This is a genomic window from Nostoc sp. 'Peltigera membranacea cyanobiont' 210A (genome assembly GCF_002246015.1).
Taxonomy (GTDB): domain Bacteria; phylum Cyanobacteriota; class Cyanobacteriia; order Cyanobacteriales; family Nostocaceae; genus Nostoc.
In genome coordinates this window covers 14,882-34,210 of record NZ_NOLJ01000006.1, presented here as the reverse complement: position 1 = coordinate 34,210, position 19,329 = coordinate 14,882, and the positions used below count along the sequence as shown (strand labels likewise).

Annotated in this window: 16 protein-coding genes; 5 read left to right on the top strand and 11 right to left on the bottom strand. The window is 41.3% G+C overall.

From position 1 onward, the window contains the following. Window positions 1-192 precede the first annotated feature (192 nt). Entirely contained in the window at window positions 193-669 is a 477-nt protein-coding gene (locus CDG76_RS19250) for a hypothetical protein (RefSeq protein ID WP_094350567.1), read from the bottom strand. A gap of 254 nt (window positions 670-923) precedes the next feature. On the opposite strand from CDG76_RS19250, the gene CDG76_RS19245 reads away from it, so the two are divergent. Both CDG76_RS19245 and CDG76_RS19240 read left to right on the top strand, forming a co-directional pair. Further along, window positions 924-1,112, top strand: a complete 189-nt coding sequence (locus CDG76_RS19245; protein ID WP_094350566.1) for a DUF4089 domain-containing protein — start codon at window positions 924-926, stop codon at window positions 1,110-1,112. A gap of 101 nt (window positions 1,113-1,213) precedes the next feature. Then, complete coding sequence (locus CDG76_RS19240; RefSeq protein WP_094350565.1) at window positions 1,214-2,626, top strand: AtzE family amidohydrolase; 1,413 nt, start codon at window positions 1,214-1,216, stop codon at window positions 2,624-2,626. A gap of 159 nt (window positions 2,627-2,785) precedes the next feature. Here the strand turns inward: CDG76_RS19240 and CDG76_RS19235 are convergent, their stop codons facing one another. Both CDG76_RS19235 and CDG76_RS19230 read right to left on the bottom strand, forming a co-directional pair. Continuing rightward, window positions 2,786-3,292, bottom strand: a complete 507-nt coding sequence (locus CDG76_RS19235) for a GNAT family N-acetyltransferase (protein WP_094350564.1) — start codon at window positions 3,290-3,292, stop codon at window positions 2,786-2,788. Window positions 3,293-3,443: 151 nt separating this feature from the next. Further along, the gene (locus CDG76_RS19230; protein WP_094350563.1) at window positions 3,444-4,562 is read right to left on the bottom strand and encodes an ABC transporter permease; all 1,119 of its coding nucleotides are present in this window, start codon (window positions 4,560-4,562) and stop codon (window positions 3,444-3,446) included. Here CDG76_RS19230 and CDG76_RS36290 point away from each other — a divergent pair. Further along, the gene (locus CDG76_RS36290) at window positions 4,550-4,828 is read left to right on the top strand and encodes a hypothetical protein (RefSeq protein WP_143854122.1); all 279 of its coding nucleotides are present in this window, start codon (window positions 4,550-4,552) and stop codon (window positions 4,826-4,828) included. The genes CDG76_RS19230 and CDG76_RS36290 overlap by 13 nt on opposite strands. 132 nt (window positions 4,829-4,960) lie before the next feature. On the opposite strand, the gene CDG76_RS19225 is transcribed toward CDG76_RS36290, so the two are convergent. The 7 genes from CDG76_RS19225 to CDG76_RS19190 form a co-directional block, all read right to left on the bottom strand. After that, window positions 4,961-6,067 (bottom strand): ABC transporter permease, encoded by a 1,107-nt coding sequence (locus tag CDG76_RS19225; RefSeq protein ID WP_094350562.1) that lies wholly within the window; start codon window positions 6,065-6,067, stop codon window positions 4,961-4,963. Window positions 6,068-6,091: 24 nt separating this feature from the next. After that, a complete protein-coding gene (locus tag CDG76_RS19220) occupies window positions 6,092-8,098 on the bottom strand; it encodes an ATP-binding cassette domain-containing protein (RefSeq protein ID WP_094350561.1) in 2,007 nt (668 codons plus the stop codon). Between the two features lie 6 nt (window positions 8,099-8,104). After that, on the bottom strand, window positions 8,105-9,469 hold the full coding sequence (locus tag CDG76_RS19215) for an HlyD family secretion protein (RefSeq protein ID WP_094350560.1): 1,365 nt from the start codon (window positions 9,467-9,469) through the stop codon (window positions 8,105-8,107). A gap of 105 nt (window positions 9,470-9,574) precedes the next feature. Continuing rightward, a complete protein-coding gene (locus tag CDG76_RS19210) occupies window positions 9,575-10,213 on the bottom strand; it encodes a hypothetical protein (protein ID WP_094350559.1) in 639 nt (212 codons plus the stop codon). An 889-nt stretch (window positions 10,214-11,102) separates the two neighbouring features. After that, a complete protein-coding gene (locus CDG76_RS19200) occupies window positions 11,103-11,351 on the bottom strand; it encodes a hypothetical protein (protein ID WP_094350557.1) in 249 nt (82 codons plus the stop codon). A 78-nt stretch (window positions 11,352-11,429) separates the two neighbouring features. Continuing rightward, window positions 11,430-11,696, bottom strand: a complete 267-nt coding sequence (locus CDG76_RS19195; protein ID WP_094350556.1) for a bacteriocin — start codon at window positions 11,694-11,696, stop codon at window positions 11,430-11,432. A gap of 828 nt (window positions 11,697-12,524) precedes the next feature. Next, on the bottom strand, window positions 12,525-12,788 hold the full coding sequence (locus CDG76_RS19190; protein ID WP_094350555.1) for a hypothetical protein: 264 nt from the start codon (window positions 12,786-12,788) through the stop codon (window positions 12,525-12,527). A gap of 1,088 nt (window positions 12,789-13,876) precedes the next feature. Here CDG76_RS19190 and CDG76_RS19185 point away from each other — a divergent pair. Then, window positions 13,877-14,281 (top strand): hypothetical protein, encoded by a 405-nt coding sequence (locus CDG76_RS19185; protein WP_094350554.1) that lies wholly within the window; start codon window positions 13,877-13,879, stop codon window positions 14,279-14,281. A 308-nt stretch (window positions 14,282-14,589) separates the two neighbouring features. Here the strand turns inward: CDG76_RS19185 and CDG76_RS19175 are convergent, their stop codons facing one another. Further along, window positions 14,590-15,915 (bottom strand): DUF58 domain-containing protein, encoded by a 1,326-nt coding sequence (locus tag CDG76_RS19175; protein ID WP_094350552.1) that lies wholly within the window; start codon window positions 15,913-15,915, stop codon window positions 14,590-14,592. A 417-nt stretch (window positions 15,916-16,332) separates the two neighbouring features. Here CDG76_RS19175 and CDG76_RS19170 point away from each other — a divergent pair, with 417 nt between their 5' ends. Further along, on the top strand, window positions 16,333-18,657 hold the full coding sequence (locus tag CDG76_RS19170; protein WP_094350551.1) for a response regulator: 2,325 nt from the start codon (window positions 16,333-16,335) through the stop codon (window positions 18,655-18,657). Window positions 18,658-19,329 lie beyond the last annotated feature (672 nt).

Below are 19,329 nucleotides of genomic sequence, written 5' to 3'. Positions count from 1 at the left end.
GCGTAGCTTGCTTCCCCGCAGGGGTACGCTCAACCAACTGATACGAAAGTTGAGCGACTTGCCCTGACTTGTGCCGAGCCGAGTCGATGTAGCAAAGCCGTACCACTTCGTGGAAGCAAGGTACGCGTAGCGTCCCGTAGGGAAGGGAGTCGAAACTCGCCAACACAGGTATTTTCTTTGTCGGAAATCACCTTAGTCTACATAATCTGTTGGTATTTGCGAATCAGCAGTGTTATTTGAAGCTATTGGGCGACTACCATCTATCTCTAGGGTATCCTGAACTTTAAAGTTACTCTTGGCGATCGGACGTTGACCATCTATGTCTAGAATTTCCTCAACCTCTAAATCACTAGGGTCAATTGGACGCTTACCGTCTACAGTTAGCATCTCATGTTCTTCAAAATTACTCTTATCGATCGGGCGTTGACCGTCTATATCAATTGTTTGATCGCTATGATTTTTATCTTTTGTAATTGGGCGATGACCATCTATATCAATTGTTTCCTTAATCTCAATGTTGCTTGGATCAACTGGACGCTGACCATCTATATTAATTGTTTTAGTTGACTTTTGAGGTTCATTAGATAATGAGTTTATATTAGTTTCATCCACTTTTATATCTCGACTTAAATTATTTTTATTACTCTCAGCTTTATTTTTATTGTCCATGTTTTTATCGTTTATCGGTAATTTAAAGGGACTAAGCTGGGGTAAACAGCATGAAAATTTGTTTACCTACTAAGTTACTGAAGTAGAATCAAAAAATCCTCTACCACAGCACAGAATATATCTCTGACTTTAGAGTGATTTTCATCTTTCAAAAAATACTGTCACTACCTGGGTATCGCTGTTGTCGTAAGAAGTTATAAGTTTAAGATAACGTAGAGGCTTTGGCTTCCGCAGGCTACCGCAAAGGAAGAGAGATGAGAAGAGAAGAGTTTGATGTGGGTGAGTATGTCGATCTGATGGGGTTGTTGTTGGATTTAGAGATCGGAGATGAGTATCGTGATGGTGTGGTGGCAAATTTTGAGAGAATTATGGCGATCGCTAATCTGGTAAATTCTTTCCCTTTACCAGAGGAAATTGAAGTTGCACCAGTTTTTGAACCATAATTGCTTCAAGAATAGCTATCTTGATGTTTTAGTGAAGCAAAAACTATTGCTGACTGCTATTACTCAAAAAGCTGAACGCGCTATCTTTATAATATTTCAGCATGAATTTTGATTCAGCCGATGCCATAACAATATCAACTGCTGTACGCGAAGGTAAAGTTAGCGCAGTGGAAGTTACGAAAGCTGCGTTAGCACGAATAGCAACGCGAAATCATCTATTCAACTGTTTTACGACTATAACTGCTGAGACAGCTTTAACAGATGCAGCACTCATTGACAGGGAAATTGCTCAAGGTAATCATCCTGGAGTGCTTGCTGGTGTGCCTTTTGCGGTGAAAAATCTCTTTGATATCGCTGGTTTTACGACTCTGGCGGGATCGAAAATCAATGCAGTAAACCCAGAAGCTACTCAAGATGCAACCGCAGTAGCGAAGCTAAAACAAGCGGGTGCTGTTTTGCTTGGTGCTTTGAATATGGATGAGTATGCTTATGGGTTTGTAACAGAAAATTCCCATTACGGTGCTACTTACAACCCCCATGATTTACAGCGAGTTGCTGGTGGTTCATCGGGTGGTTCGGCGGCGGCGGTTGCGGCTGGGTTAGTACCGCTGACGCTGGGTTCTGATACTAATGGTTCAATTCGCGTTCCGGCGGCGTTGTGTGGCGTTTTTGGTTTCAAGCCGACTTATGGAAGGTTATCTCGTGCTGGGGTAGCTTTATTTTCTAGCAGTTTTGACCACATTGGCCCTTTTGGGCGTTCGGTGCAGGATATCGCGATGGTGTTTGATGTGCTTCAGGGAGAAGACGATCGCGATCCCATTTGTACAAAGCGTCCACCTGAATTATGTTTACCACAACTCAAACAAGATATTTCTGATATTAGAATTGCGATCGCAGCTGATTATTTTACCAAAGGTGCAGAACCGGCAGCTTTAGCAGCAGTGCAAAAAGTAGCTGATGCAATAGAAGTTAATGAATACGTAATCATACCAGAAGCAGACCGCGCCCGTGCAGCAGCCTTTGTGATTACAGCTAGCGAGGGTGCAAATCTGCATTTGGATAAGTTGCGATTGCATCCTGAAGATTTTGATTTTGCTACACGCGATCGCTTTTTAGCTGGGGCACTAATTCCTAGTAGTTGGTATCTCCAAGCACAACGGTTTAGAAGATGGTATCGCGATCGCGTTCGGGAAGTCTTTCAAAATGTCGATGTCATTCTTGCCCCAACTACACCAATTTCTGCACCATTAATTGGTCAACAAACTATGATTTTGGATGACGAGGAAATTCTTGTCCGTCCTCATTTAGGGCTATTTACTCAACCATTATCTTTTATTGGTTTACCCGTTTTATCAGTACCAATTCAGTGCCAAAATGCATTACCTTTAGGTGTGCAATTGATTGCAGCACCATATAAGGAAGCCTTAATTTTACGGGTTGCAGCTGCGTTAGAGGCAAAGGGTGTAATTTCAGCACCAGTAATTTTAAACGCTCTTAACTCAGAGGCTGTTTGAAAAATCTAATTTATTACACAAAGGCGCGATAGATCCATCAGAAAGACGCGATAAATCCATCACAAAGACGCGATAAATCGCCGTCTCTACAATGGTCTTTCGTCTTGACGGCGATTTATCGCGTCTCTTGCTTTAACCAAACTTCACGTGGGGATAATATTATACTTCATCAAAAGCAGCTGGATAAACAACCTTGCCTTTATACTGCTTTTGATAGTTTTGCAGTGGTTTCACCATGAAAAATTCCTCTGGTACTGGAAAAGGAGACTCGATTTCATAAACAACAGAAGGCTGAAAACCAAAGCGAGTATAGAAGTGGGGATGACCTAGTACAATTACTATGGTTTCTTCCTTTGCCTCTGCTATTTCTAACCCTGCTTTTATTAATGCGCTACCAATTCCTTGTCTTTGAAACTGTGGACTAACTGCCAAAGGCGCTAAACCAAGTACTTGGAGTGTTCCTTCACCCACTAGGTCAATGTAGCTGAATAAAATATGACCAACTACAACATTTTCAACCTCTGCAACTAGAGACAAATCTGAAATATAATGGTCAGAATGGCGAATTTTCTCCACAAGTTTAGCCTCGTTTTCTTGCCCAAAGGCTAATGTATTCACCTCAGCTATTGCTGTGTAGTCTGGCAGAGTTTCACAACGAATATTCATATTGATTACGTAGCAATAATTTAAGGGTTGTTTAGTACATTTGCACCGTGGAGTTCAGTTTAAATTTTAGCCATCATTGAAAATAATTGTTTTGTTTTCACGCAGCACTTATCCTGCTTAGACCCCATAAAGACTTAGTATCAGACATCTTCTAACTTAATTGATTGCGAAACTTGCTCAGACTAATAGTTAATAACACAACAGCAATACTAAGCAATGCCAGAATATGCATCCATAACACATCAAAACCAACCCCTTTAAGTAAAATCCCTCGAATAATGGCAATGTAATGACGTAAGGGATTCAGTAGAGATAGGACTTGAAACAAGGGGGGCATGGCTTCGATCGGGGCAAGTACCCCAGAAGTCTGCAATATCGGCATATTGACGAAAAATGACATCAATACCACCTGTTGTTGCGAGCTGGAAAACATCGCCAACATAATACCTATACTGATCCCAACCAGCAGATAGATAATTGACAACCCAAAAAATAGGAGAAAATTTCCCCGCAACGGTAAACCAAAGACCAATTGTCCTAAAGTCAAAGCTAGCAGAATATCTCCCATGAGCAAAAACGCTAAAGGCAAAATTTTGCTTGCCAAAATTTCCCAGTTTGCGGCTGGTGTCATAAGTAATTGCTCCAAAGTTCCGCTATCTTTCTCTCGCACAACAGCGACTGATGAAACTAGTGTTCCAACAAGCGTTAACACTAAACCCATGACTCCCGGCACGAAATACCAGCTACTTATTAGTCCTGGATTATACAAAAATACCACTTGGAGCGATACCGGAAAATTCAACTGGTTTTGCCCAAAGTTACGATTATAATTTTGAATAATCTGAGTCATGTAGCCACTGGCAATACCTGCGGCGTTTGCATCTACTCCATCAATGAATACTTGAATCTCAGCTTCTTTTGTTGCCAGCTTTCTAGGGAATTCTGGTGGAATAATCACCCCTAGATTGAGTTTGCCTTCTTCTACTTGACGGCTCAAATCTTTCTCAGTTGTTGGTACAGATTCGATGGTAAAAATGCTATTAGAGGTCATTGCCTGAACAAGTTCCCGACTAGCACCTACATTTGCATAATCAATAACACCCAATTTCAAATTATGTACATCGGGATTAAGTGCAAATCCATAAAGTAATAATTGCATCGTTGGTGGTATAATCAGCAGAATAATTAACTGCTTATCTCGCAAAATTTGATTGATTTCTTTGCGAAGTAATGCCCAAAACGAACTATTAAATAGTCGTGATAAAAACATATTGGTTAGTAGCTGCAACAGTTAAGAATAATACAATTGAATTCAGGAGGCAGGAGGTCGAAGGCAGGAGGCAGGAGGCAGGAGGCAGGAGGCAGGAGGCAGGAGGCAGGAGGAACCCACCCTTACTCATAGTGGGATTGATCTTGGACGCTTTATACAATGCGTCAGCGCGTCTGGGTATAATTCTTTCTTTAAACTGGGCTTTAAACCCTGCAACTTTAGTTTTAATTGATACTCATAACCTCCTTCCTCCTGCCTTTTTGTAAGAATTCAGAATCCAGAAGTCAGAATTAAGAAGACCTTGATACCAAAACTTAATAATTTTAATAAAATCAAGAAGTTATTACACGCTTGATTTTACAATTATTCTGGCTCCTGACTCCTGAATTCTTACCAATTTAATAAGGTAATTGCATCCTACCTAAAGCACGACGCGTTATATCAAAAAACACCAATCCAAAAACCATTAGTACGACTAGATCAAACCAAACACCTGTCCATCCAGTACCCCTGACAAATGCATCACGAGTGATATCTATAAAATAGCGGGCGGGAACTATATTAGGCATAAGTGACAGGGGAAAGGGAATGTTGCTAATAGGATAAATAAAACCAGACAGTAATAGAGAGGTAACAAAACCAATCACAGAGACACTTTGTACAGCGGCATTTTGGTTACTGCTTCGTACCCCAAATAGCAAACCAAACAAAACACTGTCTGTGAGAAAAAGGAGAGTTCCTATTAACAAGGTGATAGAATTGCCTACTAAGCTAACCTGGAAAATTAGCGAACCTAGACCCATGACTATGAATGCTTGAAGGATAGCTATCAGCAGGTAAGCCAGTCCTTTACCAAGTAACAGTTCAGTTGCACTGATACTAGAAGCGTAAAGTTGTAAGATGGTGCCTTTCTCTTTTTCTCTCACCATTGAGATCGCTGTCAGTAAAGACGGAAAAATCCATAAAACGACGGCGTAGACTCCCGGTACAATATACAGAGACTCTAACCGACCGGGGTTAAACCATAAACGAATTCGAGGTGTGACGCTGTTATTAAATGTTATCAGTCCTTGCTCCTGCATAAAAAAATTCGTCACTCTCTGAATGCTGTTTTTTATGACACGAGCATTATTGACATCTGTAGCATCAATCAGCACTTGCACCGTAGTATTTCTACCAGCTTGCACATCTCGGCTGAATTGAGGAGGGATAATGACTGCTGCCTTGGCAATGCCACGGTCGATCGCATCCCGCACTGGGTCGTTTCCCGACCATTGGGTGGGCATAAACTGATTGGTGGCGTATAGTCGCTCAATATAGCTATTGCTAATGTTTGTGCGGTTAAAATCTTGCACGATTAAGGGAATATTTTTACTTTCTAACCGGATTGCAAACCCAAAAATGAGTAACGTCATAAATGGCAGTATAAATGCCAACCCTAATGTCAGGCGATCGCGCTGAAACTGTACTAGTTCTTTGGTAAACTGAGCAAAAATCCGTTTCATAAATATAAAAAATATCAAAAAATTCTAGTTTTGCGATCGCTGTACTATACCGATGAAAGCGTCTTCTAGAGAAAAAGAAATGGGGCGGACGCGGGAAATGGTGATTTTAGCAGATTCTATAAGTTTTAGTAGTCGAGGAAGTTCTCGATCGGGGTCGTCAAGGACAATGTGTAAACTATCAGCAAAGATGGAGACACGCCAAGGATCGAGGTGTTGTTTGAGTAAATCGGCAGCAGCTTGGTTTTGGTTGACGATAACCTCCATAAGTTTTCCTGGTTGGCTGGCTTTAATCGAACTGGAAGAACCAGAGATGACGGTTTCTCCCGCAACCATAAAACTCATGCGGTTACACTGTTCTGCCTCTTCAAGGTAGTGTGTGGTTACTAAAATAGCTGTGCCGTTGCGGGCAAAGTCATTAATCAACTTCCAAAACTGACGGCGTGCAAGCGGATCGACCCCTGATGTTGGCTCATCAAGGAATAGAATATCTGGTTCGTGCATTACCGAAGCACCAAAAGCAACTCGCTGCTTCCAGCCACCCGGTAGCTGTCCGGTAAGCATATTTTCCTGCCCTTTTAACCCACAGATGGCAATCACCCAATCAATTTTCTCCTGGCGTAGCTTGCGAGGTACACCATAAACACCACAATAAAACTCCAGATTTTCCAAAATCGTTAGGTCATCGTAAAGGGTGAATTTCTGGCTCATGTAGCCAATACGCCGCCGCAATTGAGTACTACGGAGGTTGCTTGTTTCCCCCCCAAGAGAAATGACACCACCACTGGCTTTAAGCAATCCACACAACATTTTAATTGTGGTGGTTTTCCCAGATCCATTGGCACCTAAGAGTCCGAAGATTTCGCCGTAGCGTACCTCAAGGTTGACACTTTTGACTGCTTGAAAATTGCCAAAAAAGCGGTTGAGGTTGTGAGCGTATATGGCAATGGATGAGGAACTAGGGTTAATTTCTCTATCGCCTGCGACGGTTAACCTGTAGTTTTCCAATTTCCATTGCTGGTTTGTTGCCTTAGCTCTCGGAAATGGAAAAAATTGCGTTGCTAACCCCTGTTGCCGTAAATGGGTAACAAAGACGTTTTCTAATGTAGGGCTACTAGACTCAATACTAAAGGATGATAATTCTTGCTGTTGCAGCAGATCGTGTACCTGTGTACGACCTAAAGTTATATCCTTGACAAGAACATCAAGGCGATCGCCAAATGTTTGCACATCTACAATATTTGCTTGTGCTGTCTGTAATAATACTTGCTCGCTTAATTGCAGATTTGAGGTATGAACTTCTAGGCGATGTAAGGCTAAACTGGAGCGTAAAGCAGCAGGAGTACCAATTTTTTGAATTTGACCTTCATACATCAAAGCTACACGATCGCAGCGTTCTGCTTCATCTAAGTAAGGTGTAGCAACGACAATGGTCATACCTCCTGCTGATAGTTGCGCTAGCACATCCCAAAACTCTCGTCGTGAAACCGGGTCAACACCTGTGGTCGGTTCATCCAGTAACAAGACTTGGGGCTGTGAAATTAAAACACAGCAAAGTGCTAATTTTTGTTTCATACCGCCTGAGAGTTGTCCAGCCTGCCTGTCGGCAAACTGCTCTAAGTTCATCAAGCGTAGCAAGCGATCGCGACGCGTCCAAAACAAATTATCTGGTACTTGTCGCAAGCCTGCGGCATAACGTAAATTTTCATTAATGTTGAGATCCAAGTACAGAGAAAACTGCTGCGTTAAATACCCCGTTATTGAGCGAGCATCCCGTGCAAGCTGACCAAATATCTGCACTTCTCCGGCGGTGGGTTCCATCACGCCACCTAAAATATGAAAGGTTGTGGTTTTCCCTGCACCATCAGGGCCAATCAGCCCAAACATCTCACCCTGCTGCACTGTCAAATCGATCCCCCGCACTGCGGCTAAACGACCATAGTGCTTGTGCAAGCCTCGAATGTAGATGCTTTGAGTTGAAAGAATTGGGGCTTGGGGTAAAATTTGAGTACCACTTGTGACTTTGCGATCCATTGCCTATTACTCTGCACCCTTCAATAGAATTTCTGCATCAGCTGGCATCCCAATCTTGGCACAGGGTAAATCTGCACCAGTGTAGGGTTGTTTGGGGTTAAAGCAGCTGGCAGAATTTGCAACACTTATGCGAATACCGACAACTTGCCTGACCCGATCCTTCTGAAAATAGATATTCTCAGGTGTAAACGAGGCTTGGGCATCAATGGCAATTACTTTACCTTTTAGGGGTTTATTAGGCGCAGAATCTAAGAAGATTTTCGCTACCTGTCCTTGGCGCACTTTGCCAATATCCCCTTCCGGGATAAAACCTCTCAAATAAATCGTATAGGGGTCGATCACCGTCAGAATGTTTGTTTGACTATCCACCACTGCACCTGGTTCGACACTGCGGGCAGTTACAACACCGTTTAGAGGACTGACAACATTTAGGTCTTTATTGGAATCTTGAATTTGGGTAATGAGTTGTTGTTTTGATGCCAACGCAACTTTGACTTTTGCCTGAGCGGATTTCACTTGCGCCCAAGCAGATTTCATTTGAGCAGATGTTTGAGCGCGCTTTCTTTTTAAGGCTTCTAACTGGGCGTTCCTAATACCGGGGTTGAAACCGGTTGATTGGGCTTGGGTAAGCGCCGCTTGGGTAGCACTTAATTGCTCAGAAGCTGCATTGACTGCTGCCTGTCGTGCCTGTAAAGTTGCGATCGCAGTGTCGAAGGTAGTTTGTGTTTGGTCAGATTGCTGTTGGGTAACTGCTCCATCATTCAGCAATTTAACATAGCGATCGCGATTTATTTTAGCTAGCTTAACTTCTGCTGCTGCCTGTTTGAGTACTGCCTGGGCTTGCACCACTTGCGCCTTAGCTGCCGCAGTGTTAGCTCGTGCTTGATTAACTTGACCTACCGTATCACCTCGCGACTGCTGTAAATTAAGTTGTCCTTCAAGGATTTGGCTGTTGACTTCTTCTATCTCACCCTGTACCCGCTCTACATCTGAACGAGCCTGTTGTTCGTCGGATAGAGCAGACGCAACCTGTGCGTTTGCAGATTGCAGTTGTCCTTGCAGCAGTTGGTCGTTACTGTTATCTAATTTAATTAACTTCTGACCCTTTTTAACAGCAGCCCCTTCGCGTACTGCAATCGACTCAATTCGTCCCGAATGCTTGACGCCAATTTCAGTTTCATAACCTTCAATGCGTCCACTTACCTTGACTATGTCTGCTCTCGGTTGCGGCTGTAAGCTCCAAAATAAATAACCAATACCTGCGATCGTCACCATTGCCAACATCAAAGGAACCGTTTTGGTGCGGTGCTGCTTTGTTGGTTCTACTGGAGCAGGAAGACTTTCTGTGTATTTAGAGACAGTCTGAGCCATGCTATTACCCTTGATTACTAATTTATGGATTGGATTCCCATCTTGCAGCAAGCCTTAAACGAAAGTTTCTACTCTATATATAGATAGGCGCGAAATTATCTCTAACTAAGACAATACAATATGTGTTGTCAATAGAGCTAAGATAAACACAAAATCAACTGCCGAACCCACTAAAGAGCCAAAAATCTTTGTAGGTAAAGCATTACCAAATAACATTACCACTGTTCCCACAAACATCCAAGGCCATTGGATTTCACGCCAAATGTAGAATCCTGCCACACCAACTAATAAAGCGATGAAAATTGTCGGAATTGGCGGTTTACTGTTTTTCGGTTTATATCGCAGACTGCCAGCAACATTTATTGGTGCTAGTTCCAAGTGTTTAAGATTAGTCACCAATCCCAATCCAATCAAACCAAATGTAATCGTCCAGCAACCAGAGAACAAAATCGGTTTACTTGCCCAGAATACACCAGCAGCACTGGCTAGTTTCACAGCCACTACCACTAACAATGGAATCAATAAATCATGTAATAAGAAGCGCAGACGATTAAGTAATTTTAAGAAACTACCTTCATTAATCAAACGACCCAGCGAAACAATGAGATTGTCATAGGTCATTCCAGCTACCACTAACAGCAGCAACAATATGTTGGCATGGTGTGAGTGTTGCCATAAACTTATGCTCCATGTAGCTAAGACCAAATTAGCTACCGTATAGAGTGGATATAAGATAGCCCCCATAATTTAATTCCTAGTATTTTTAGAGAACGAAAACTTAGAGGATGTTTGAAAAATAGTTGGCTGTAATGTTTAATTACATTATTACCCCCCTTAATCCCCCCTTATAAAGGGGGGAAACAAGAAAAATCTGGTTCCCTCCCCAATACATACGGGGAGGGTTAGGGAGGGGTAAAAAATATTTGATACATCAATCATGACTTTTCAAACATCCTCTTAGATTACACAGTTAACTTCTATATATTCTTATTAGGTTCAGTTAATCAACTGAAGCTTTTAAGAAATTAGGTATGAGCTAATGATTGCTTTTTAAAGAAAGCAATGTTTTATACTTTATCATCACTCTATTTAAAACATTGTAAAGAAATAATTAGTTTTAATTTTAAATTTTAAATTTTTAAATAACTCTGTAGGAAATTTATTTAAATGTTTAAATTAGCATCAAAAAATAGATTAAATACCATTGATTTAACCTTAAATTCTGAGTTTTTCGGTCTAAAAGGGTGTTTGAAAAGTCCTCTTGCCTGTAGCAAAACGTTATAGATTGATCCCCCTAAATCCCCCTTAAAAAGGGGGACTTTGATTCTGGTTCCCCCCTTTTTAAGGGGGGCTAGGGGGGATCTAGAAGTACTTAAAATCACACCCAAACACTTTTCAAACAACCTCTAAAAACTTACTTTTTTAGGTCAGGGTGAAATTGTACAAGATATGAGTCAGGCTAAGGCAAACACATCTAAATAAAATTTCAAAGCCTTGACTGAAATGGACATATATGTGCATTGCGCTATTAACGACATTACAAACACGACGTTAAAAAATGAAGGGCTAGAGTCAAAGTTTAACTCCAGCCCTAAATATGTAGCTTTAGGTAATGCCTAAAGCATTAAGTTGCCTAAGAGGGAAAAGTAAATCCCTGGGTTCTTGATCCAAAGAATACGGAGAAATTACCTAATGTACCATTAAGTTGACTAGTACTCTCTGTAGCGACAGCCGTTGATCCACCATTAGAAAAACCTAAGGCGGTTGATGAAGTTGATCCAGTAGCTTGAATACCAGCACCTCCATGAACAGCCTCTAAATCTGTAGCTGATACTTCTTCAAGCAAGCTAGATTGTAATTCAGCAATTTTGATATTAGCCATAATTTCCTCTTTGAGTTTTCTTGGTAGTACGTTGACGTATCTTATTTCCTATCTCTCTAAAATTTCCCCTGATGATTTTTAAGAAGGGAAAGACTGTGAGAAACCATTAGTCGTCAGAGAAGCATTGACAAATGGTGATCCGGCCCCTGCATTTAAGGTAAAAAATGAGTTAGTACCGTTTTGAATCCTTCCTGTCGGGCTCGCATTAACACCTGTGACAGCACTAGATCCAGTTATAACAAATTGGAAATCATTACCGCCTCCATTGATTGCCTGTAAATCGGCATCAGAAAGTTTCTCGAATTGGCTTTCTGGCTGCAATTCAGATATTTTTATCGTAGCCATAGATTCTATCTATTTAAAAGAGATTAATTGAAATTTGAACTGCTTTAGTTCAACACAATAACTATAAACAATTTAGATATTTTTGCAACACTTTTTTCCTTAACTTTTGTAAATTTAATTTTAATATATTTGCTAAAAAACAACAATTTAGGTGGCGTATAACCCCACCTAAATTGTTGTTTTAGTTCTTAATTATCAGAATAATTAATATGCAAATTAGAACTGGTTTGATAATCCACTTTTAGATGAATTATCTGGAACACCAGCACTTTTCATACCATTCTTTATCTAAAAGTGCTTAAATCAAAAGCACTTGAAGCCAAAGTGGCAAACAAGCGAATTGTTGTTTTATTCGACTAAAAAGTTAGGCCGACTTAATCCACTTTTTTAGGAAAGCGAACGCTACCTCTGAGAGGTTATTTGAAAAGTCATGATTGATGTATCAAGTATTTTTTACCCATCCCTAACCCTCCCCGTATGTATTGGGGAGGGAACCGGATTTTTTTCTTTCCCCCCTTGTAAAGGGGGGACTAAGGGGGGTAACAACGCAATTAAAATCACACCCAATCACTTTTCAAACAACCTCTTAAACCTTTGTGCAACAGTAGTTTTACTTTTTTAACTTCATCAATAATCTGTGAAGTTGAAAAAGTATTTGCCAAAAAGCAAGGGTTTTGCCGGATAAAGCAAACCGAGTTTTTAATTTTGGATAAAGTCTAGTTTAGAGTATGCTTGAATTTGCAAACATACTCTAACGCTCAGACTACTTCCGTTAAATTCTATTACGAAACTTGAAAAAAGGTATTTGAGACTAACGTGATCTTCGTGTTATCTTCGCTTGACTGGTGTTACTGTCGCTTTAATCAAAGTTCCACCCGTTACTATTTTATTCCCGGCAGCGTCTGCAAATATTGAAGCAGAACTAATAGTACTAGCGTCTATCTTAGCTCCTGTGTCGTCGTAAACACCTACTGTTCCACTTGTCAATAGTAAAATCGTAGTACCACCGCCTCTAACTAAGTTTTCGACTTTCTCGTCATTTAGAGATTCTAAGTAACTGTGCTGGCAGTCTAAATCACGAATTTTAAGCATACTTCTCCCTTCTTAACTTCCTGTTTACCTTTGATTAACTTCCTATTTAGGATTATTGTCTGAGTACAATCTACTGATTGCCTTTTAGCGCCACAAAAAAGAATAGCACTATTAGAAATGAATAAATAGTAGTTTTACATAATTTTTTTTGCTTACCATCAGACAAAACCTCGCAGTGTCAAGCTATTTAGCTCATTTTGTATTTACAGGTTGTTTGAAAAGCGTTTTACTGTAACTGATTTTAAGTACTTTCATATCCGTATAACCCTAGCCACACATACATTTCAGCCTATAATGATAAGGATATCAATATGATTCATAGCTGAGAAGTTGCTATGGAACTATTACCATTTTTGCGGAGAATATTTAGCGGCTTTTCACGCGATGTTGAGAATAGAAGTGGTTCGCGAATGATATTCGCGAACCGTAAACAGATAAAATGATTTTTCGATTTCAGGTATTAACAAGCGAGTCTGTTATAACACACCAAAACACTACCTCTATTCTTAGTTAGTATACGTATCGTTAGCAGATAAAAGAGTATTGCAAAGTTCTAAAATCGGGCTGTAAAGCAGAAAGCTATCGCTTGGTGGGTGAGAGATGTCTTTGATAATAGGTTTTTTGACTCTGATTGCCACGCAACTATTAAGAATGACTTATTTATATCGATAAAACTATTAAGAATGACTTATTTGTACTGAACTAAACTATAAATCATTACATCATAGATGTTAACTAAATTACATATGTATCTGCTGCTTGCTAGTACATCTCCAAAGCGAAAAATAATGTGGAATTAACTATTGATTGGACAATACGCGCAATAGTGTGGCTAGGAGGATACTTAGAATATATAAAAAATAGTGTGATTGGGATACAAGTTTGGTGAAGAAGTTAGTTAGAGTTGGAAACCTTGTGCCAAACTTGCTTGTTGTATTCTTTATTACATTTTGTTTTACTGTTTATTACATTTTGTTGTACTGCTTATTACATTTTGAAATTAATGGTTTAATTTTAATTGTTTAAAAGCTTTGTAGAGCCAAGAATGGTTCGTATAAGTTATTCGCGAACCGTATATTTTTTGTTTTATGCACAATAATTCAAAACCGTCACCCCAAGAAGATTTATATGCACGCATACATTGCGTAGTTCAAGCTAAACAGCATCTGGAGAAAGAAATCCAAGCAATAAGTGCTTCGGGGGAGGTAGCTGCATCTTCCTGTTGGATTGTTCGCTATCTCGCTAAAGGGAGGAAATCAGTATATTGGTATTATAAACTACAGGCTAGCGCGGCAATATTTCCAACAAAGATTGATGGTAAGAGTTCTCGTTACAAGCACTTAGGCAAAGCTGGTAGTAAAGCCTACTTAAAAGCTGTAGAACAAATTTTTCTCAGAGCCAAAATTGAAGCATTAGATCGTTCAATTGAAACTCTAAACCAAGGTTTGAAAGATTTAATCCAAGAAACTTCTAAATACAACAAAGATGAGTAGTGGGTTCGCGAACATTATTCGCGAACCATTCGCCTTATCCATATTCTGTGAAAAGTCAGGAGTAATATATACAGCAGAATTTAGAATACTTGGTAATGAAGCCCAAACGCTGGATTTACCCCCCTTAATCCCCCTTGCCAAGAGGGGAAATATCCGGTTCTCCTCCAAGGCATCGGGGGAGTTAGAGGGAGTGAGGACAAACTCATACAGTCAGAATGCTTTGGCTTAAGTTGACACCAATAGCAAGATGCATACCCCACATTATTGGATAATTTCTTTGTTGCAAGTCCTTTATATCTGGATAGTTACTAAAGTTGATTTCGCGCTTTGAGTTGCAGATATCGCTCAACTAACTGATCGGCAATTTGATTGGCTGGCGCATCTAGTACCAATACACCTTTTTGTTTCAGTTGGGCATAAGCTACTTGTCGTTGCATTAATAAATCTAGTGCTACTGCACGGGTATAGGCACTTGCGACATCATCTGTAAAGGTGTGTGCTAGACGATCGACTTGTGGATCTCGCAAAGTAACGCAAAATGGAAGGTAACGGGGTGCTAGTTTGGAGAGCGCTGCTAGGAGTTCTGTAGAGGCAGTGACATCAACTAAATCGGTAATCACCACCACCAGCGCCCTCCGAGTTTGTCGCTGCAAAACATTTGTGACTGCCCCCAAATAATCAGATTCAAATAACACTGGTTGAATTGGAGTTAAGCGATCGATTAGCTGATTCAAATGATGTTGACCGCGTTCTGGGGGAATCCACGTATGCATTTGGCGGTCAAATACACCAACACCCACGCGATCGCCTCGATGTAAACCTGCCAAAGCTAAGGATAAAGTTGCATTCAATCCCCAGTCAAATCGCTGCAAATTCTGCACTTTTGCCGTCATTAGCCGGCCGCGATCGAGTAAAATTAGTAACGTTTGTTCCTGTTCTGGTTCTAGAACCCTCACCAGTGGCATGGCATTACCATAAGCCCCAACCCGACGGGCTGTAGCTTTCCAATCAATAAACCGCAAATCATCACCAGTGCGATAGTTTCGCAGTTCGGCAAACTCTGTACCAATACCAGTTTTGCGAGATTGGCGCATCGATCCCGATGATTGCAGTGTCAGACGAATTGTGAGCGATCGCAATCCTACTAAATCAGGATAAACTTTCACTGGCAGACTTTGAGGAATTTGCCAATCATCCCAAGCTAGTCCCCAAAGCCCCAACTGTCTAACTTGAATATTCCCCCAAGGAAACTCTCCCCGCTGTGTCGGGTGGACGGTATACGTCAATTCCTCAGTGCTGTTACTGGGAACAATGGCGCTGAGTGCAGGTGCAGACACGCCAAATCCTGTTGGGTAATAGTCGCGGATTTCAATTTGAGCGTCGGTATTTTGTGATGTCACCTTCAGCACCACTGGATTATCCCGCCCAATGGATAATCGTGATGGTAATTCGCGGGTAATTTGCACGCGAGAACGCCGTATCCGCAAACCATCTGCAACCATCAGTCCGAGAATGATGGCATCAAATAGTACAGTGATGGCGATGGTTGCTTTAATGCTGATAAATAAGGATAGGATCGGGGCGATTGCTATACCTAAAACCAATAATAAATAAACTCGTTTGGAAGGAACCATTTTTTAGAGCCAGAAGTTAGGAGTTAAGTATAAGGTGAATTTCAATGTAACCGAAATAAGAAGACTTGCTAAATTCTTTTATTTTATGCTTGTAGAAAAATAGCTACCTAATGTACTATTTTTTTTGGGTGAAGTAGTAGCAGGTTATATTTCAATACGGTTCAGTTAAGGTTAAAACTCTTTGTCAAACTCAATTTTTTTAACGAACCGCAGAGGCGCAGAGGAAACAGAGAGAAGAAAAAAATGCTTAACTGAACCGTATTGGGTTATATTTTGGACGGGTGTATAGGACTCATATTTGATTTTTAAACAAAACTCAATACAGCTTTATTCCTTCTTCCCAGTCCCCAGTCCCCAGTCCCCAGTCCCCAGTCCCTTAACTCTACGAATGATTCAGAAATCAAATCGGAGTGCTATATGAGAATCTTGCTAATCGAAGATGAAGAAATTTTAGCAAGTGTCTTGTTGAAGTCTCTGACTAAGCAACACTATGTTGTTGATGTCGTACAAGACGGACAAATGGGTTGGGAATACACGCAAAGTACGAACTATGACCTGTTGTTAATAGATGTCGGATTACCAAAACTGGACGGTATTACATTGTGTCAGCGATTGCGTTCTGGTGGTTGCTTCACTCCGATTCTGCTGATGACGGCGAAAGATGGTAGTAGAGAGCGGATTCAGGGACTTGATGCAGGTGCAGATGATTATCTGATCAAACCTTTAGATTTGGAAGAATTGCAAGCACGGATACGGGCGTTGATTCGTCGAGGCGATCGCCCCTGTAGTCCTATACTGGAAGTAGGCTCACTACGGCTAGATCCCAGTAGTTGCGAAGTCACATATAACAACAAACTCCTGGAATTAACAGCCAAAGAATATAGTTTGCTGGAGCTATTTTTACGGAATCCATCGCGTGTTTTTAGTCGGGGGGATATCATTGAGCATTTGTGGACTTTTGACGATCCACCCCAGGAGGAAACTGTAAAATCGCACATTAAATACTTACGACAAAAGTTGAAAGCAGTCGGGGCAGTAGACTGGATTGAAAATGTTTATGGTTTGGGATATCGGCTGAATACTGGAAGAGAGCTGGGGAGGCAGGGGGAGCAGGGGAGGCAGGGGAAGCAGGGGGGGAAAGAAAAATCGCAAGTTGTAATTCCTCAAGTTAAGGAGCAGTTTCAGCAAGCGATGGGTGGCTTGTGGAAGCAATATCAGGGGTTGATGGTGCAGCGGTTGATGGTACTGCAAGAATTAGCAGCAGCACTATCTAGTAAAACGCTGGCTAAGGAGTTACGTCAATCGGCAGAACGAGAGGCGCACAAACTAGCTGGTGTGTTGGGAATGTTTGAGCAAGATAATGGCACTCAGCTAGCGCGGGAAATTGAACAGATTTTAGGGAAAGATGGCGATTTATCAGCAAGTGAAAAGCGGCAATTGCTGACGCTGATTGAAGATTTGGGTAACATAATTAATCTGATGGGGCAAAATGTAGATTACCAAACTTCTACTGCGATCGCACCCGAAATTAGTACCCGATTGATATTAATTGACCCGAATCTGCAACTAGGTTCTCAGTTGCAACAACTCGTTGAGTGTATGGGAATATGCTGGCAGCAAATCAGCAACTTAGAGGATGCAAAAAACTTTCTCCAAACCACATTACCAGATTTAGTAGTGCTAAATGTCGATGATATCAGCTGGCGTAAAGAAAGTTTGGCACTACTTTCGGACTTAGCAACGCGTACTCCACCCGTACCCGTTCTGGTGCTGGCTGCGACTGATGAGTTAGTAGAACGCGTAACTTTTGCTCAGTATGGGGCACGGGGTTTTTTGGTTAAGCCTGTAACAGCTGCTCAAGTTTGGGATGTTTCGTCCCAAATATTACAACGTACTCGTTCTTTGCGGGTAAATATACTGGCAGTAGATGACGACCCACTGATTCTAGCAGCACTGCGCCCAATGTTAGAGCCGTGGGGTATGCGGATGACAGGATTAGAAAATCCGCTACGTTTCTGGGAAGTATTGCAATCTACTAAACCGGATTTGTTGATTTTGGATGTGGAAATGCCTCATATAAATGGTATCGAACTTTGCCGAGCAGTTCGTACCGATCCCCAATGGCAAGAATTACCGATTGTGTTTCTGACTGCTCACCGAGAGATGGAAACTGTGCAGCAAGTGTTTGCTGTTGGGGGAGATGATTATGTGATTAAACCTGTTGTCGGTGCAGAACTATTGGCACGTATTACCCATCGCTTAGAACGCAGTCGTTTACTCCAGTCGCTTTCTACTAAAGATCCCTTAACCGGGCTAGCAAATCAGTTTCAGTCTAACCGCGACTTGCAGCACCTAATTGCTCAAGCTGAGAAAAATCAGCAATCTGTTTGCTTGGCGATCCTAAGTGTGACTGATTTTCGTCAAATTAATATCAAGTATGGTCATCAGGCTGGAAACGAGGTATTGCAAAGATGGAGTCGTTTATTCCAATCGGTATTTTGCAGTGGTGAAGTGCTAGGTTATTGGGGTAATGGAGAATTTGTCGTGGGAGTTTCTGGGTTAACCAAAACAGAAGTAAACCATCGCCTTAGTGAGATTTTAACTACCCTCCGCCAGCAAATATTCACAGCCTTCGATGGCGATCGCTTTCAGGTAATATGTAATTTTGCTGTAGTTGAATATCCCAATGATGGGCTAACGATACAATCTTTATACCAAGTAGCCGCTGGGCATAATTTGTAATTACTGTACTGCAAGGGTTTGATTTATATCGGTTCTCGAATGGAAGCAATACAGTCTGACCTCTCTCCAAACCTCTCTCCTAAGAGGAGAGAGGCTTTGACTTTACTCCCCTTCCCTTGTAGGGAAGGGGCTGGGGGTTAGGTCTGTATTGCACTCAACTGAGAACCGATGTATTTTAAGATGCCTACGGTGGTCACTGAGCTTTGTCGTACCCCTCCGGGGGAGCAAGCTACGCGCTGCGTCTCGTAGAGAAGTGCTGGATACGCTTACGCATTTGTTAATTTGGCGTTCGCATTTGTTACTTCGGCGATCGCATTTGTTACTTCGGGGTTCGCATTTGTTGATTCGGCGTTCACATTTGTTACTTCGGGGTTCGCATTTGTTGATTCGGCGTTCGCATTTGTTACTTCGGGGTTCGCATTTGTTGATTCGGGGTTCGCATTTGTTATTTCGGGGTTCGCATTTGTTAATTTGGCGATCGCATTTTTGTAAAATGAAGAGAATATGTAGTTTTGCTGTAGTCGAATATTTCAGTCAGGGACTAACGATACAATCACTATACAGATTTATTAGTATCATCTTTAGCACAGGATTATTAATTTGTACAGTATTTAATTCATAATAATTACTAATTACGTTAGCGCAGCGGTAGCGTTAGCGAAGCGGTAGCGA

Excerpts from the sequence above, each read along its gene's own strand:
- CDG76_RS19220 (WP_094350561.1), bottom strand. The coding sequence starts at position 8,098 with ATGGATCGCAAAGTCACAAGTGGTACTCAAATTTTACCCCAAGCCCCA.
- CDG76_RS19215 (WP_094350560.1), bottom strand. The coding sequence starts at position 9,469 with ATGGCTCAGACTGTCTCTAAATACACAGAAAGTCTTCCTGCTCCAGTA.
- CDG76_RS19240 (WP_094350565.1), top strand. The coding sequence starts at position 1,214 with ATGAATTTTGATTCAGCCGATGCCATAACAATATCAACTGCTGTACGC.
- CDG76_RS19170 (WP_094350551.1), top strand. The coding sequence starts at position 16,333 with ATGAGAATCTTGCTAATCGAAGATGAAGAAATTTTAGCAAGTGTCTTG.
- CDG76_RS19200 (WP_094350557.1), bottom strand. The coding sequence starts at position 11,351 with ATGGCTAATATCAAAATTGCTGAATTACAATCTAGCTTGCTTGAAGAA.
- CDG76_RS19250 (WP_094350567.1), bottom strand. The coding sequence starts at position 669 with ATGGACAATAAAAATAAAGCTGAGAGTAATAAAAATAATTTAAGTCGA.
- CDG76_RS19225 (WP_094350562.1), bottom strand. The coding sequence starts at position 6,067 with ATGAAACGGATTTTTGCTCAGTTTACCAAAGAACTAGTACAGTTTCAG.
- CDG76_RS19185 (WP_094350554.1), top strand. The coding sequence starts at position 13,877 with ATGCACAATAATTCAAAACCGTCACCCCAAGAAGATTTATATGCACGC.
- CDG76_RS19230 (WP_094350563.1), bottom strand. The coding sequence starts at position 4,562 with ATGTTTTTATCACGACTATTTAATAGTTCGTTTTGGGCATTACTTCGC.
- CDG76_RS19190 (WP_094350555.1), bottom strand. The coding sequence starts at position 12,788 with ATGCTTAAAATTCGTGATTTAGACTGCCAGCACAGTTACTTAGAATCT.
- CDG76_RS19210 (WP_094350559.1), bottom strand. The coding sequence starts at position 10,213 with ATGGGGGCTATCTTATATCCACTCTATACGGTAGCTAATTTGGTCTTA.
- CDG76_RS19245 (WP_094350566.1), top strand. The coding sequence starts at position 924 with ATGAGAAGAGAAGAGTTTGATGTGGGTGAGTATGTCGATCTGATGGGG.
- CDG76_RS19195 (WP_094350556.1), bottom strand. The coding sequence starts at position 11,696 with ATGGCTACGATAAAAATATCTGAATTGCAGCCAGAAAGCCAATTCGAG.
- CDG76_RS19175 (WP_094350552.1), bottom strand. The coding sequence starts at position 15,915 with ATGGTTCCTTCCAAACGAGTTTATTTATTATTGGTTTTAGGTATAGCA.
- CDG76_RS19235 (WP_094350564.1), bottom strand. The coding sequence starts at position 3,292 with ATGAATATTCGTTGTGAAACTCTGCCAGACTACACAGCAATAGCTGAG.